This window comes from Actinomadura luteofluorescens, assembly GCF_013409365.1.
Lineage (GTDB): Bacteria > Actinomycetota > Actinomycetes > Streptosporangiales > Streptosporangiaceae > Spirillospora > Spirillospora luteofluorescens.
The window spans coordinates 2,195,259-2,209,281 of record NZ_JACCBA010000001.1 but is presented as its reverse complement, the minus strand read 5'-3'; the positions used below and the strand labels follow the sequence as shown (position 1 = coordinate 2,209,281).

General features: G+C 73.4%; 16 protein-coding genes and 3 tRNA genes. 13 read left to right on the top strand and 6 right to left on the bottom strand.

The genetic code is table 11. The features are described 5' to 3' along the window. Window positions 1-37 precede the first annotated feature (37 nt). The 3 genes from BJY14_RS10095 to BJY14_RS10085 are packed head-to-tail and all read right to left on the bottom strand — an operon-like array spanning window position 38 to window position 3,071. Entirely contained in the window at window positions 38-913 is an 876-nt protein-coding gene (locus BJY14_RS10095; protein ID WP_179843364.1) for an NAD(P)-dependent oxidoreductase, read from the bottom strand. Beyond that, on the bottom strand, window positions 910-1,644 hold the full coding sequence (locus BJY14_RS10090; protein WP_179843363.1) for an SDR family oxidoreductase: 735 nt from the start codon (window positions 1,642-1,644) through the stop codon (window positions 910-912). Before BJY14_RS10090 ends, BJY14_RS10095 begins: the two co-directional genes overlap by 4 nt. Continuing rightward, window positions 1,641-3,071, bottom strand: a complete 1,431-nt coding sequence (locus BJY14_RS10085; protein WP_312879110.1) for an aldehyde dehydrogenase — start codon at window positions 3,069-3,071, stop codon at window positions 1,641-1,643. The genes BJY14_RS10090 and BJY14_RS10085 overlap by 4 nt, the downstream gene beginning before the upstream one ends. 246 nt (window positions 3,072-3,317) lie before the next feature. On the opposite strand from BJY14_RS10085, the gene BJY14_RS10080 reads away from it, so the two are divergent. The 10 genes from BJY14_RS10080 to BJY14_RS10035 all read left to right on the top strand — a co-directional run bounded on the left by BJY14_RS10080 (window position 3,318) and on the right by BJY14_RS10035 (window position 9,972). Continuing rightward, on the top strand, window positions 3,318-4,769 hold the full coding sequence (locus BJY14_RS10080; protein WP_179843361.1) for a protein kinase domain-containing protein: 1,452 nt from the start codon (window positions 3,318-3,320) through the stop codon (window positions 4,767-4,769). A 229-nt stretch (window positions 4,770-4,998) separates the two neighbouring features. Then, a tRNA-Leu gene (locus tag BJY14_RS10075) sits at window positions 4,999-5,072 on the top strand. Between the two features lie 5 nt (window positions 5,073-5,077). Continuing rightward, a tRNA-Leu gene (locus tag BJY14_RS10070) sits at window positions 5,078-5,150 on the top strand. Window positions 5,151-5,176: 26 nt separating this feature from the next. Then, a tRNA-Tyr gene (locus tag BJY14_RS10065) sits at window positions 5,177-5,260 on the top strand. 80 nt (window positions 5,261-5,340) lie between these two features. Continuing rightward, a complete protein-coding gene (locus BJY14_RS10060) occupies window positions 5,341-5,907 on the top strand; it encodes a TetR/AcrR family transcriptional regulator (RefSeq protein WP_218905252.1) in 567 nt (188 codons plus the stop codon). Between the two features lie 10 nt (window positions 5,908-5,917). Beyond that, window positions 5,918-7,114: a cytochrome P450 gene (locus BJY14_RS47170; RefSeq protein ID WP_312879109.1), complete on the top strand. Its 1,197-nt coding sequence runs from the start codon at window positions 5,918-5,920 to the stop codon at window positions 7,112-7,114. Then, window positions 7,114-7,893 (top strand): SDR family oxidoreductase, encoded by a 780-nt coding sequence (locus tag BJY14_RS10050; protein ID WP_179843358.1) that lies wholly within the window; start codon window positions 7,114-7,116, stop codon window positions 7,891-7,893. Before BJY14_RS47170 ends, BJY14_RS10050 begins: the two co-directional genes overlap by 1 nt. Next, window positions 7,890-9,230, top strand: coding sequence for a lanosterol 14-alpha demethylase (cyp51, locus tag BJY14_RS10045; protein WP_179843357.1), 1,341 nt, complete (start codon window positions 7,890-7,892; stop codon window positions 9,228-9,230). The genes BJY14_RS10050 and cyp51 overlap by 4 nt, the downstream gene beginning before the upstream one ends. After that, on the top strand, window positions 9,227-9,421 hold the full coding sequence (locus BJY14_RS10040; RefSeq protein ID WP_179843356.1) for a ferredoxin: 195 nt from the start codon (window positions 9,227-9,229) through the stop codon (window positions 9,419-9,421). The genes cyp51 and BJY14_RS10040 overlap by 4 nt, the downstream gene beginning before the upstream one ends. After that, window positions 9,421-9,972, top strand: coding sequence for a nuclear transport factor 2 family protein (locus BJY14_RS10035; RefSeq protein WP_179843355.1), 552 nt, complete (start codon window positions 9,421-9,423; stop codon window positions 9,970-9,972). Before BJY14_RS10040 ends, BJY14_RS10035 begins: the two co-directional genes overlap by 1 nt. Window positions 9,973-9,985: 13 nt before the next feature. On the opposite strand, the gene BJY14_RS45045 is transcribed toward BJY14_RS10035, so the two are convergent. Further along, window positions 9,986-10,402 carry a DUF3515 domain-containing protein gene (locus BJY14_RS45045; protein ID WP_281382261.1) on the bottom strand — a complete coding sequence of 139 codons (417 nt, stop codon included), beginning with the start codon at window positions 10,400-10,402 and terminating at the stop codon, window positions 9,986-9,988. Window positions 10,403-10,451: 49 nt separating this feature from the next. Continuing rightward, on the bottom strand, window positions 10,452-10,685 hold the full coding sequence (locus BJY14_RS10025; protein WP_141577613.1) for an Lrp/AsnC family transcriptional regulator: 234 nt from the start codon (window positions 10,683-10,685) through the stop codon (window positions 10,452-10,454). A 132-nt stretch (window positions 10,686-10,817) separates the two neighbouring features. Here BJY14_RS10025 and BJY14_RS10020 point away from each other — a divergent pair, with 132 nt between their 5' ends. The 3 genes from BJY14_RS10020 (at window position 10,818) to thiD (ending at window position 13,582) form a co-directional block, all read left to right on the top strand. After that, a complete protein-coding gene (locus BJY14_RS10020; protein WP_179843353.1) occupies window positions 10,818-11,738 on the top strand; it encodes a thiamine-phosphate kinase in 921 nt (306 codons plus the stop codon). 102 nt (window positions 11,739-11,840) lie between these two features. Further along, entirely contained in the window at window positions 11,841-12,722 is an 882-nt protein-coding gene (locus BJY14_RS10015) for a cellulose binding domain-containing protein (RefSeq protein WP_179843352.1), read from the top strand. Between the two features lie 56 nt (window positions 12,723-12,778). Continuing rightward, window positions 12,779-13,582, top strand: a complete 804-nt coding sequence (gene thiD / locus BJY14_RS10010; RefSeq protein ID WP_179843351.1) for a bifunctional hydroxymethylpyrimidine kinase/phosphomethylpyrimidine kinase — start codon at window positions 12,779-12,781, stop codon at window positions 13,580-13,582. 122 nt (window positions 13,583-13,704) lie between these two features. Here thiD and rpmB read toward each other — a convergent pair whose 3' ends face one another. Next, the gene (gene rpmB, locus BJY14_RS10005) at window positions 13,705-13,899 is read right to left on the bottom strand and encodes a 50S ribosomal protein L28 (RefSeq protein WP_067632165.1); all 195 of its coding nucleotides are present in this window, start codon (window positions 13,897-13,899) and stop codon (window positions 13,705-13,707) included. Window positions 13,900-14,023 lie beyond the last annotated feature (124 nt).

Sequence of the window (14,023 nt, the reverse complement as noted above, 5' to 3'; positions counted from 1 at the left end):
GGGGGGCCGACCCCCCACGCCCCCCGGTTCGCTTCGCTCAGTCATCGGCCTCTCCCACCAGACCAAGACCCGCACCGAACCGATCGAGAGCGATCCGGGCGAGCGGGACGTCGACCCCCAGCTCGTCCGCCAGCTCCAGCGCGAGCGACAGGTCCTTCTCACCGAGGTCCCGCGTGTGCCGCAGGATGTCGTACAGATCGTCGTCCGGAGCCAGCGGCGCGGTCGTCGGCCGCAGCATGATCGAGCCCGCGCCGCCGGTGATCGCGTCGGTGTGCCGGACGACGCGGCCGAGCTTGCGCAGCGACACCCCGGACGCCTCCGCGAGCCGCTGCGCCTCCGCCGCCGCGGTGAACGAGATGAAGTGCAGCATGTTGCGGGCCAGCTTCGTGCGGGTGCCCGCGCCGACCGGCCCCATGTGCAGGACGAGGTCCGCCCAGGCGCCGAACGGCTCGCGGCAGCGCCCGAACGCCTCGTCCGTCCCGCCGACCATGACCGCGAGGCTCCCCGCGCTCGCCCCCATGAACCCGCCGCTCACCGGCGCGTCCACCACCTCGATCCCGTAGCGCCGCGCTCGCGCGGCCAGGTCCTCGGCGGTCCGCGCCCGGATCGTCGAGTGGACCGCCAGGACCGTGCCCGGACGGGCGCTCGCGAGCACCTCCTCGCCCACCTCCACCACCTGGGCGTCGTCCCGGACCATGACCGAGACCAGGTCGCAGTGCGCGGCGACCTCGGCGACGCTCTTCGCGGCCCGCGCCCCCGCCTTCACCAGCGGCGCCATCGCCTCGGCCCGCGCGTCGTACACCGTCAGCCCCGCGCCCGCCAGATGGGCCGCCATCGGCGCCCCCATCTGCCCGAGCCCGACGAAGCCGACCGCCATGCGCTCACCCTCCGGGGGGACGCGCGCCTCGCTCATGCCCGGAACACCTCGCCGCCGTCGACGTTGACGATCTGACCGGTGATCCACGCGGCGTCGTCCGACAGCAGGAACAGGCAGGCGCCCACCAGGTCCCCGGGCGACCCCATCCGCTTGAGCGCCATCCTGTCCCGGACGATCTTCTGCGACATGTTCCCCGGCACGACCGCCCGGTTGGCCTCGGTGTCGATCGGGCCCGGCGCGATCGCGTTCACGCGGATGTTCATGCTGCCCAGCTCGTGCGCGAGCTGCTGCGTGAGGCCGTTGACGCCGACCTTGGCCAGCCCGTAGAAGCCCGAGTACTGCCACGCCGCCGTGGACGACTGGTTGACGATGGAGCCGCCGCCGCGCGCCTGCATGTGGGGGTGGCAGGCGCGCGCGCACAGAAGCGCGCCGTCCATGTTCACCGACATGAACTTCTTGTAGTAGTCCCAGTCGACGGTGAAGAGGAAGTCCAGCTTCATCGTCCCGAAGATGGCGGCGTTGTTGACGAGGTGGTCGATCCCGCCGAACCGCTCCACGGTCGCCTCGGCCATGGCGTCCACGGACGCGGGGTCGGACACGTCCGTCCGCACGAACAGGCCCTTGATGTCGTCCGCGACGTCCCGGCCGCGCTCGTCCACGTCCGCGACGACCACGCGGGCGCCCTCGGACGCCAGCGCCCGCGCGTACGCCTCGCCGATTCCCTGCGCGGCCCCGGTGACGACCGCGACCTTTCCCTCGAACCTCACACGCCCTCCGCGATCGACTTGGTCTCCAGGTACTCCTCGAAACCGGCCACGCCCATCTCGCGGCCGATGCCCGACTGCTTGTAGCCGCCGAACGGGACGTCCGCGCCGTACCAGACGCCGCCGTTCACGCTGACGGTCCCGGTGCGCAGCCGCCGCGCGACCCCGCGCGCCCGCTCGACGTCCCCGCCGTGCACCGCGCCCGACAGCCCGTACGGCGAGTCGTTCGCGATCCGCACCGCGTCGTCGTCGCCGTCGTGCGGCAGGATCACCAGCACCGGTCCGAAGATCTCCTCGCGCGCCGCGCGGGAGTCGTTGGTCAGCCCCGTGATCAGCGTCGGCTCGATCCAGAAGCCCCGGTCGCGGCCCTCCGGACGGCCGCCGCCGCACGCGAACGCGCCGCCGTCCTCGACCGCCAGTTTCAGGTAGCCCTCGATCCGCTCGCGCTGCCGCGCCGAGATCACCGGGCCGCAGATGGTCCGGTCGTCCTGCGGGTCCCCGGCGCCGAGCTTCGCCAGCGCCCCGGCGGTGATCTCGACGGCCTCGTCGTGGCGCTCGCGCGGGACGAGGATCCGGGTCGTGATCGCGCACCCCTGCCCGGCGTGGGTGATCCCGGCGAACGCCGCGTACGAGCACGCGGCCCGCAGGTCGGCGTCGTCCAGGACCACGAACGCCGACTTGCCGCCGAGCTCCAGGAACACCCGCTTGAGCGTCCCGGCCGCGCTCGCCATCACGTTCCGTCCCGTCGCCGTGGACCCGGTGAACGACACCAGGTCGACGCGGGGGTCCCGCGTGAGCTGAGCGCCCAGCGCGTGGTCGGACGAGGTGACCACGTTGACCACGCCCGGTGGGATGTCGGTCTCCTCCGCGATGACCTCGCCGACCACCGCCGCGCACCAGGGCGTGTCGGGCGCCGGCTTCAGCACCACCGTGTTGCCCGCCGCCAGCGCCGGACCCAGCTTGGCGAGGTTGATCTGGTGCGGGAAGTTCCAGGGGGTGACGGCTCCGACGACGCCCACCGCCTCCCGGACGACCCGCCGGTGGCTGGGCATCCCCATCGGCTCGGCCCGCCCGAGGTCCCGCTCCCAGGCGTAGTCCTCGACCAGGTCCGCGAACCACGCGAGGTCGTCCACGGGCGCGTCCAACTGGGCCCCGAACGTGAGGAACCTCGGCGCGCCCACCTCCTGGATCGTGAGCTCGCGCAGCTCGTCGGCCCGCCGCCGCAGCCCCTCCCGGAGCTGTCGCAGGCACCGCGCGCGGAAGGCGTGGTCGGTCGCCCACCCGGTCTCGTCGAACGCGCGGCGCGCGGCCGCGATCGCCCGGTCCATGTCGTCTGCGGAGGCGTCGGCGGCGGTACCGAGCACCTCCTCGGTCGCGGGATTGATCGTCTCGAAGGCGCCGCCCGCCCCGGGGACGAGACGCCCGTCCACCAGAAGCAAGCGATCGTTTGTTCTGGACACCTGTCCAGACTACAGTTCAGCCCCCGGCGAAACGCAAGACGCCCCCGCGAATTCACCCACGGCATCCCGCTGCCGGACGCGACCCGGCCCCACTCATCGCCGGGCAGGGGACGTGGTCAGGGCCTGAGGTGCCGCGGTCCGGAATGATCGCGGACGGGGCCGCGTGAAGCGTGGGGATGTGCCAGGCTTGTAGCGCCGATTACCGTCCCGAGGGGAATGTCCGTGCCGCACGCCGACCTGCCGGAACGCATCGGCCCCTACCGGGTCGTCGACCGTCTCGGCGAGGGCGGCATGGGAACGGTGTACGCGGGGCTGGACGCGTCCGGGCGCAAGGTCGCCCTCAAGGTGATCCGGCGGGAGTACGCCGCCGACCGGCAGTACCGCGCGCGGTTCGAGGCGGAGGTCGCGGCGGCGAAGCGCGTGCGCCCGTTCTGCACGGCGCCCGTCCTGGACGCCGACCCCGGCGCGGACCCGCCCTACCTGGTGACCGAGTTCGTCAACGGCCCCAGCCTGGACGACGCCGTGGCGAAGGAGGGGCCGCTGCGCGGCGCCGACCTGGAGGCCGTCGCGGTCGGCATCGCGACCGCGCTGACCGCCATCCACGACGCGGGCGTGGTGCACCGCGACCTCAAGCCCGCGAACGTGCTGCTGTCCACGTTCGGGCCGCGCGTCATCGACTTCGGCATCGCGCGCTCCCTGGACGGGACGCGCCTCACCGCGACCGGCGGCATCGTCGGCACGCCCGCGTTCATGGCCCCCGAGCAGCTGGACGGGCGCGGCGCGACCCCGGCGTCCGACGTGTTCGCGTGGGGCGCGACCGTGGCCTTCGCGGCGCGCGGCGGGCCGTGCTTCGGCGGCAACTCGCTGCCGGCGGTCATCCACCAGATCATCAGCGGCGAACCCGACCTGGGCGGGCTCGACGGGACGCTGCTCGAGGCCGTCCGGGCGGCGCTGGCCAAGGACCCGGCGCGGCGGCCGTCCGCCCAGTCGCTGCTGGACGGCCTCATCTCCAGCGGGGTCCGCCGGCCCGCGCCCTCCACGCAGGACACCCAGGCGCCCAGACGGCACCGCGCCGAAACACCCGCCCCACCGCACACGGAGGCGCCGCCCCATTCGCAGACCCCGGGGACGCACGCGCCGGCGCTCGCCGCGGGGGAGGCCGCGGCCCTCGTCGAGGGCCAGTACCGGCAGGCCGCGCAGGCCGGCGACCCGGCGGCGATGCGCAACCTCGCGGTCCTGCTCGGCGGGCAGGGACGGACCGCCGAGGCGGAGAGCTGGCACCGCTACGCCGACGCGATCGACGCCCGGCAGGGGGTCTACCAGCAGCCGACCGGATACCAGCACCAGACGGGCTACCAGCAGCAGACCGGGTACCAGGGCCACCCCACCCAGGCACCTCACCAGTACCAGCCCGCGCACCATCCGCACGCCAAGCCGCCGATGAACAGCCTCGCGATCTACGCGGTGTCCATGGGCGCGGTGGGGCTGATCACGTGCGGGCTGCCGTCCATCCCCGCGATCGTGGCGGGGCACATGGCCTGGGTGCGGCTGCGGCGCTCCGGCGAGCGCGGGCTCGGGCTCGCGGTGACGGGGATCGCGCTCGGCTGGATCATGGTCGCGTTCTGGGCCCTGGTGGCGTTCGGCGCGGCCCTGCCGGACGAGAACTGAGCGGAAAACCCGTTGCGGCCGTCGCGCCGCCGGTGGCACCGTTGACGACGTCAGCCCGTCCGAGACAGGGGCGGTGACGCGAGCCGCCCGAGAGGAGGACCGGCCATGGTTCTGGAGCAGTATCGACTTCGACTGCCCTCGGCGTCGCACGCCCGCCCCGGCCGGTATCCCGTCTCCTAGACGCCCCTGCCGAGCCGCCGCGAGCGACGCCCGACCCAGCGAGTTCCCCGCGGCTCTACTCCAACAGGCAGAGAGGCCACTCTCAGGAAGTGGACGTTCCGGGTTCGAATCCCGGGAGCCGCACGCAAGCCTCCGTAGTCCAACGGCAGAGACGGCAGCATGAGGTGCTGTGCGCTGGGGGTTCGAATCCCTCCGGAGGTACGGCGCGGGCCCGGCGGCCCGCGCGAGGGGCGGCGCCGACGTTCGGAGAGTCGGGCTTGGCTGTAACCCAAGTGTCGCTGACTGAGTGGGTTCGAATCCCACCCGCCTCACCCGGGACGGACGCGCGGGGCGTTGCGCGCGGCCAACTTCTGAACTAATGTCTGGACACGTGTCCGGAAAACCCGAACCCATGACCGAGCCCACCCGGCGCCGCCTCACCGAGCGGCAGGCCGACACGGTGCGGCGGCTGACCGACGCCGCCGTGGTGGAGGTCGGCGAGACCGGCTACGAGGGTCTGACCGTCCGCAACGTGGCCCGCCGCGCCGGCGTGGCGCCCGCGACCGCCTACACCTACTTCGCCTCCAAGAACCATCTGATCACCGAGGTGTTCTGGCGGCGGCTCAGCGCCCTGCCCGCGGTCGAGGCGGACGGGACGCTGCGCGAACGGGTGGTGGGGACCCTCCGCGAGATCGCGCTGCTGGTGTCGGACGAGCCGGACCTCGCGGCGGCGTGCACCACCGCGCTGCTCGGCACCGACCCCGACGTCCGCGAACTGCGGATGCGGATCGGCTACGCGATCCGCGAGCGGCTCCGCGCCGCGCTGCGCGAGCACGACGACCCCAAGATCCTCGGCGCGCTGGAACTGGCCTACACCGGCGCGCTCCTGTACGCGGGCATGGGCTACACGTCCTACGCCCGCATGGCCGACCGGCTCGCCGAGATGGCGGAGCTCATCCTGCCCGAACCCCCCGAGTGAGGTGACGGCCGTGGACCCTGCCTCGCAGGTCTCCTACAGCCCCTTCGACTACGCCGTCCACGAGGACCCCTACCCCCTCTACGCGCGCCTCCGCGAGGAGGCGCCCCTCTACCGCAACGACGAGATCGGCTTCTGGGCGCTGTCCCGGCACGCCGACGTGTCCGCCGCCTTCCGCGACCACGCGACGTTCTCCAACTCCCACGGCGTCTCGGTGGAGCCGAGCGCCTGGGGCCCGCACGCGCCCCGGACGATGTCGTTCCTCGCGCTCGACCCGCCGCGCCACACCCGCATGCGCGCCCTGGTGTCCAAGGGCTTCACGCCGCGGCGGGTCAAGGAACTGGGCGACGGCATCCTGGCGCTCACCAGGCGCCATCTGGAGCCCGCCCTGGAGAAGGGCGAGTTCGACTTCGTGTCCGGCTTCGCCGGGCTGCTGCCCATGGACGTCATCTCGGAGATGATGGGCGTCCCCGAGGGCGACCGGGCCGAGGTGCGCCGGCTCGCGGACACCGTCGTCCACCGGGAGGAGGGGCTGAACGACGTCCCGCCCGCCGGGATGGACGCGGCGCTCACCCTCGTCGGCTACTACCAGGACATGGTCGCCGAGCGGCGCCGCGCGCCGACCGGCGACCTGACCTCCGCCCTGCTCGACGCCGAGATCGACGGCGACCGGCTGGACGACGAGGAGGTCATCGCGTTCCTGTTCCTGATGGTGGTCGCGGGGAACGAGACCACCACCAAGCTGCTCGCCAACGCCCTGTACTGGGGGGCGCGCAACCCGGACCAGGCCGCCAAGCCGCTTCGCGACCCGTCCCGCGTGGACGACTGGGTCGAGGAGACGCTCCGCTACGACACCTCCAGCCAGATGCTCGCCAGGAAGGTCGTGCGGGACGTCGAGCTGCACGGGCGGCAGGTCCGCGAGGGCGACCGCGTGCTCCTGCTCGTCGGGTCGGCCAACCGCGACCCGCGCGTGTTCGCCGACGCCGACGCCTACGACCTCGACCGCGACACCTCCCCGCTCGTCAGCTTCGGCGGCGGGAGGCACTTCTGCCTCGGCGCGAACCTGGCGCGGCTGGAGGCGCGCATCGCGCTCACCGAGTTCGTGCGCCGCGTCTCCTCCTACGAGATCGACCACGACGGCGCCGAGCGCGTGCACTCGGTGAACGTGCGCGGTTTCGCCGCGCTGCCCGTGCGCGTGGAGGTGCGCTGATGCCCAGGTTCGAACCCCATCCGCGGCGGCGCGCGGCCGTGGTGACCGGCGCCTCGTCGGGGATCGGCGCCGCGACGGCGACGGCGCTGGCGATGGCCGGGCATCCGGTCGCGCTCGGCGCCCGGCGCGCCGACAGGTGCGAGGAACTGGCCGCGACGGTCCGGGCCGGCGGGGGAGAGGCGTTCGCGCACCCGCTGGACGTCGCCGACTCCGACTCGGTCAAGGCGTTCGCCGCGGCGGCCGCCGACGCGCTCGGCCCCATCGAGATCGTCGTCTCCAGCGCCGGCGACCTGTCCGCCGGACGCCTCCACGAGCTCGACACCGCCGAGTTCCTCGCGCAGGTGCAGGTGCACCTCGTGGGCGCGCACCGGCTCGTGTCGCACTTCGTCCCGCAGATGGTGGCGCGCAGGCGCGGCGACATCGTGTTCGTCTCCTCCGACACCGTCCCCGCCCCGCGGTCCTGGACGGGCGCCTACGTCGCGGCCAAGAACGGCGTGGAGGGGATGGCCCGCACCATGCAGATGGAGTTGGAGGGGACGGGCGTGCGCGCGTCCATCGTCCGGCCCGGGCCGACCGCGACCGGCATGGGCATGAGCTGGGACGCGGAGACCACCGGCGCCGTCCTGGAGGACTGGGTCAGGTGGGGCCACGCCCGCCACCCCTACTTCCTGCGCCCGTCCGACGTCGCCGCCGCCGTCGCCGCGATCGTCGCGGCCCCGCGCGGCGCCCATCTCCGGCTCGTCGAAGTACAGCCCGAAGCCCCGTTGGAGGAGTCGTGACCGCACTGGTGGAGCCGCGCGTCGTGTCGGGCGGGCCCGACCACCTGGAGGAGTTGCGCTCGGACCCGATCGGGCTGATGCGGCGGGTCCGGGACGAGTGCGGCGACGTCGGCGAGTTCCGCCTCGCCGGACGGCGCGTCGTGCTGCTGTCGGGGGAGGAGGCCAACGAGTTCTTCTTCCGCGCCCCCGACGAGGAGCTGGACCAGGCCGAGGCGTACCCGTTCATGACGCCGATCTTCGGCGAGGGCGTGGTGTTCGACGCGACGCCGGAGCAGCGCCGTGAGGCCCTGCACAACCAGGCCCTCAAGGGCTCGTTCATGAAGGGGCACGCCGCGACGATCTCCGCCGAGGTCGACCGGATGGTCGCCGGCTGGGGCGCGGAGGGCGAGATCGACCTGCTCGACTTCTTCGCCGAGCTGACGATCTACACCTCGTCCGCGTGCCTCATCGGACGCAAGTTCCGCGAGCAGCTCGACCGCCGGTTCGCCGACCTGTACCACGACCTCGAACGCGGTACCGACGCGATCGCCTACGTCGACCCGTACGCCGACATCGACAGCTTCCGGCGGCGGGACGCGGCGCGGACGGCGCTGGTGGAGCTCGTCCAGCAGATCATGGACGCGCGGCCGCCGGACCCGCCCAGGCAGGACCGCGACCTCCTCGACGTGCTGATGTCGATCAGGGACGGGGACGGCACGCTCAGGTTCGACGCCGACCAGGTCACCGGCATGTTCATCTCGATGATGTTCGCCGGGCACCACACCACGTCCGGCACCGCCGCCTGGACGCTCATCGAGCTGCTCCGCCACCCCGGCGTCCTGGACGGCGTGGTCCGCGAGCTGGACGAGCTGTACGCCGACGGCCGCGAGGTGTCGTTCCAGGCGCTGCGCGCCATCCCGAACCTGGAGTCGGCGGTCAAGGAGGCGCTGCGGCTGCATCCGCCGCTGATCCTGCTGCTGCGGGTCGCGCAGTCCGACCAGGAGGTGCTCGGGCACAGCATCCCGGCGGGCACCATGGTCGGTTGCAGCCTCGCCGTCTCCAACCGGATCGAGACCGACTTCCCCGACGCCGACGCCTTCCACCCCGAGCGCTACGCCGCGCCCCGCGAGGAGGACCTGCTCCACCGCTGGACGTGGGTGCCGTTCGGCGCCGGCCGGCACCGCTGCGTCGGCGCGAACTTCGCGATGATGCAGCTCAAGGCCATCTTCTCGGTGCTGCTCCGGGACTGGGAGTTCGAGCTCGCGCAGCCGCCCGGGAGCTACCGCAACGACCATTCGAAGATGGTCGTCCAGCTCGCCCAGCCCTGCGCCGTCCGCTACCGCCGGAGGCGCCGGTGAGGATCGAGGCCGACCTGGACCTGTGCCAGGGACACGCCATGTGCGAGCTGGAGGCCCCCGACGTCTTCGAGGTGCCGGCCAAGGGCAGGGTCCGCGTCCTGGACGCCGAGCCGCCCGAGGACCTGCGCGCCGAGGTGGCCTCCGCCGTCCGCTACTGCCCCACCCAGGCCCTCAGACTGCTGGAGTCGTGATGCCCGCGTTCCCCCGTGAAGAGCTCGACGCGATGGTCGAGCACTGGCTGGAGGCCAACCGCCGCTGCGAGGAGGCCGGCGACTGGCGCCCGCTCGCCGACCTCTACACCGAGGACGCCACCTACGGCTGGAACATCGGCCCCGACCAGGACTTCATGGCCGTCGGCCGGGACGAGATCCGCGACATCGCGCTCGGCTCGGAGATGGGCGGCCTGGACGGCTGGACCTACCCGTACCAGAGCATCCTGGTCGACGAGCGCAAGGGCGAGGTCGTCGGGTTCTGGAAGCAGGTCGCCGACGCGCGCCGCCCCGACGGGAGGCCGTACGAGGTGCTCGGCATCGGCGGGTCCTGGTTCCGGTACGCGGGCGACCGGCGCTGGTCGTGGCAGCGCGACTGGTTCGACCTCGGCAACGTCACGTCGGTGTTCGTCGAGATGATGAAGGCCGGGGTGCTGTCGGACGGGATGCAGCGGCGGCTGGAGCGGGCGGCGTCCGGGGAGCCGATCCCCGGCTACTACCCGCGGGGGCGGAGCCCGGTCCCGATCTGGTGACCGGCGCCGTCGGTCAGAGCTGCCCCTCGGGCTTCGCGGGGATCGTCGCCTTGATGGACGGTCCCAGCTCGATCAGCACGTCCCCGGCCGGGTTGTACTTCGGGGGCACCGTCACCTCGACGTAGGCCTGCCGCGCCACCGCGGTGAAGGTCACCGGCCGGTCGGCGGGCTGCCCGAACCAGTCGATCCCGTTGATGGTCACCAGCTGGGACGTCTGACGGAGCGTGGCGGGCAGGGGGACACCGCAGCGCAGCGCGATCGCGGGGGAGCCCCACGCGGCGGTCAGCGGCGAGTCCGGGGAGGTGTCGCGGCGCTTCTGCCCGTGCACCTTCTCGGGCAGCCGCAGCCCCTGGCAGAGCCGCTGTGTCGCCGCGCCGGGGCTCGGTGCCGGGACCTGCACGGCCCCGTCGCCGCAGGCGGCGGTGAGCAGCGCCAGGCCTCCGAGGGCGGCCAGGGAGCGGAGTGGTGCCGCGGAGCGCTCAGATATGGACGATCGGGCACGTGAGGGTCCGCGTGATCCCCTCGACGGCCTGGATCTGCGCGACGACGAGCTTGCCCAGCTCGTCCACATTCCGCGCCTCCGCTCGGACGATCACGTCGTAGGGTCCGGTGACGTCCTCCGCCCGGGTTACGCCCGTAATGCCGGAGATGTGGCCCGCCACCTCGGCTGCCTTGCCGACTTCGGTCTGGATGAGGATGTAGGCCTGCACCATCACGTCCTCCCCAAGCGGAGAATCAACCGTCGGACGGTCACCGTATCGTGTTACGCGCTGCCATGGGCGGTCGGGGTACGGCGTGCCCGGTACGAACCGGGAGAAACGCGAGAAAACGGGGGAACAGCGCAGATGGGCACGATCGGGGAGCTGGGCGAGTTCGGCCTGATCGGCCGCCTGACCCGGCGGCTGCCCCAGGGCCCGGCGGTCCGGCTCGGCCCCGGCGACGACGCCGCGGTGATCGCCGCGCCGGACGGCCGCGTCGTCGCCACCACCGACCTGCTCGTGGAGGGGCGGCACTTCCGCCGCGACTGGTCCGGTCCCTACGACATCGGGCGCAAGGCCGCCGCGCAGAACCTCGCCGACGTCGTCGCGATGGGCGCGAACCCCACGGCGCTGCTCGTCGGCTTCGCCGCCCCGCCCGCGACCGGCGCCGGGTGGGCCGAGCGGCTCTACGACGGGCTCGCCGACGAATGCCGCGCGGCGGGGGCGTCGGTCGCGGGCGGCGACGTCGTGGCCGCGCCGCAGGTCACCCTCGCGATCACCGCGCTCGGCGACCTCGGCGGCGCGGCGCCGCTCACCCGGTCCGGGGCGCGCCCGGGCGACGTCGTCGCCGTCCGGGGCCGGCTCGGCTTCGCCGCCGCGGGGCTCGCGCTCCTGGAGGCCGGGCGGGACGGCCCCGAGGAGCTGCTCGCGGCGCACCGCCGTCCCGAGCCGCCCTACACCGCCGGGGAGGAGGCGCGGACCCACGGCGCCACCGCGCTGCTCGACGTGAGCGACGGGCTCGTCCAGGACCTCGGGCACATCGCCGGCGCGAGCGGCGTCCGGATCGACGTGGACTCCGCCCGCGTGCCCGTCCCGGAGATCCTCGGGCCGGACGGACGGGCCCTCGCGCTCACCGGCGGTGAGGACCACGCGTTCGCCGGCACCTTTTCGGCAGACGCCGTCCTGCCTCCCCTCTGGACACGGATCGGAACCGTCGCCGAAGGGGCCGGGGTGCGCGTGGACGGGCGCCGTCCGCCCCCCGGAGCATGGGATCATTTCCCAGTCTGAACGCCTCGGAGCGCGCAGCGCGTACAGCCGTGTGCGTTGGCACTTCCGGTAGGCATGCTTGGGACGGGTTTGGTATACATCCTGTGATCGAAGAGGGATGGGATGGGACGACACTCCAGGCTTGAGCAACCGGACGACGACCCCGTACCGGGCGCCGAAGCGTCGCGAGGGCCGTACTTCGGGGCTCCTGTCGACCCCTCCTACGACGTCTTCTCCGGGCCGACCGACGACCAGGTGTACGTCTCGCCGCACGACCAGGTCAGGTCGGGCCCGCCGCCGGGCGCCGAGCGCCAGCACGATCCGCCGGCCGATCCGTACCGGTTCGCTCCGCTCCCCGGGGACTATCCCGGCGACTACCCGGGCGCACCCGCGCCGGCGGGCTCCGAGCAGCCGCGCGGAGGGCCGCCCGACCCCGCGGACTCGCCGGCCGCGCCGGAGCCGGAGACGAGCGGGCCGGGCAAGAGCGGCTGGACGAAGATCGTCTCCATGCTGCCCCTCCCGCTGCTCCCGATCGTCGCGCTCGTCATCGCCGTGGGGATCGTCTCGTACGCGCTGAGCACCCAGCAGATCTCCCTCAACTTCGCGGGCGGCGCACCGAAGACCAGCCAGACCGACCCGCGCGACAACCAGATCACCGAGCGCGGCCCGGGCGGGCGCGCGAGCCGCGGCGCGGGCCGCCCCGACGGCCTCGTCATCGCCTTCCGCGTCGCCTCCCGCACCCCCGGCGGGTTCAAGGCCACCGCCACCATCGCCAACAAGGGGCAGCGCCCCGTCACCGCGTGGGCGCTCGCCTTCAAGATCCCGAACGTCTCGGTCACGGCCGTCCGGGGCGCCACCGTCGTGCGGACGGGCCGGGTGCCCTTCGTCCGCGGCCGCACCGCGATCGCCCCCGGCGGCACCGTGCGGATCGTGTTCGCCGCCCAGGGCGCCCCGTCCAAGCCGTCCGCCTGCGTCCTCAACAGGCTGCCCTGCACGCTGGTCTGAGATCAGGCGCCCCCGGCGGATCGCCGCTTCCGGCAGATCACCATAAAGTGGGAAGCATGACGCGCACCGCCTCCGCCCCGCCCCTCGTGCTGACCATCGCGGGCTCGGACTCCGGCGGCGGCGCCGGCATCCAGGCGGACCTGAAGACCATGCTCGCGCTCGGCGTCCACGGGATGAGCGTCGTCGCCGCCGTCACCGCGCAGAACTCCCTCGGCGTCCAGGGCTACTGGGAGCTGCCGCCCGAGGCCGTGCGCGCCCAGATCGACTCGGTGCTGTCCGACATCGGCGTCCACGCGATCAAGACCGGCATGCTCGCGTCCAGCGCCCTGGTCGAGATCGTCGCCGAGACTCTCGCCGCGTCCGACGCCCCCGCCGTCGTGGACCCGGTCGGCGTCTCCAAGCACGGCGACTCGCTGCTCGCCCCGGAGGCCGTGGACGCCGTCCGCTCGGCGCTGCTGCCCGCCGCCACCGTCGTCACGCCCAACCTGTACGAGGTGGAGCAGCTCACCGGCGTCAAGGTCGTGGACGAGTCGGGGCTGCGCGAGGCCGCCGAGGCGGTCAAGGCGCTCGGCCCCGCCTGGGTGCTGATCAAGGGCGGGCACCTGCCGGGCGAGCCCGCCGACCTGCTGTTCGACGGGGAGCGCGAGCACCGCTTCACCGCGCCCCGGCACGACAACCGGCACACCCACGGGACCGGCTGCACGCTCGCGTCCGCCATCGCCTCGCACCTGGCGCTCGGCGACGACGTCCCGGCCGCGGTGGCCAGGGCGAAGGAGTACGTGACGGGCGCGATCGCGGCGGGCTTCCCGCTCGGCGCCGGCATCGGCCCCGTCGACCACGCCTGGCGCCACCGCGGCTGAACGGCGGGTGGCACCCGCGGCGGCGGCAATGCCCGGGAACGCGAAAGTCGGCTCACCGGGAATCCCGATGAGCCGACCGAAGCCGTGAAGAGGACCGCCCCGCCGGGGCGGCCCGGCAGGGCTCAGACCGTCGGCTTGACGATCTTGCCGGCCTTGATGCAGGACGTGCAGGCGTTGATCCGCTTGGTGCTGCCGTTCACGACGGCGCGCACGCGCTGGATGTTGGGGTTCCAGCGGCGCGGGGTGCGGCGGTGCGAGTGGGAGACGCGCATGCCGAAACCGGGTCCCTTGCCGCAGACGTCGCAGACGGAAGCCACGGGAAACTCCAAGTGGTGTCGATGCTCTGATCGGAGCGCCACCCGGCTGCCGCCTCGGGCGGGCCGGGCATCATGGGCGCTCACTGATGAGCGCCACGAACGTGGCGCGTGGACCAGACTAGCC

Bases quoted from the DNA above. Each gene is read 5' to 3' on its own strand.
- BJY14_RS10060 (WP_218905252.1), top strand. From the start codon at position 5,341: ATGACCGAGCCCACCCGGCGCCGCCTCACCGAGCGGCAGGCCGACACG.
- BJY14_RS10080 (WP_179843361.1), top strand. From the start codon at position 3,318: ATGTCCGTGCCGCACGCCGACCTGCCGGAACGCATCGGCCCCTACCGG.
- BJY14_RS10020 (WP_179843353.1), top strand. From the start codon at position 10,818: ATGGGCACGATCGGGGAGCTGGGCGAGTTCGGCCTGATCGGCCGCCTG.
- BJY14_RS10050 (WP_179843358.1), top strand. From the start codon at position 7,114: ATGCCCAGGTTCGAACCCCATCCGCGGCGGCGCGCGGCCGTGGTGACC.
- BJY14_RS10035 (WP_179843355.1), top strand. From the start codon at position 9,421: ATGCCCGCGTTCCCCCGTGAAGAGCTCGACGCGATGGTCGAGCACTGG.
- BJY14_RS10025 (WP_141577613.1), bottom strand. From the start codon at position 10,685: ATGGTGCAGGCCTACATCCTCATCCAGACCGAAGTCGGCAAGGCAGCC.
- BJY14_RS10095 (WP_179843364.1), bottom strand. From the start codon at position 913: ATGAGCGAGGCGCGCGTCCCCCCGGAGGGTGAGCGCATGGCGGTCGGC.
- BJY14_RS10015 (WP_179843352.1), top strand. From the start codon at position 11,841: ATGGGACGACACTCCAGGCTTGAGCAACCGGACGACGACCCCGTACCG.
- thiD (WP_179843351.1), top strand. From the start codon at position 12,779: ATGACGCGCACCGCCTCCGCCCCGCCCCTCGTGCTGACCATCGCGGGC.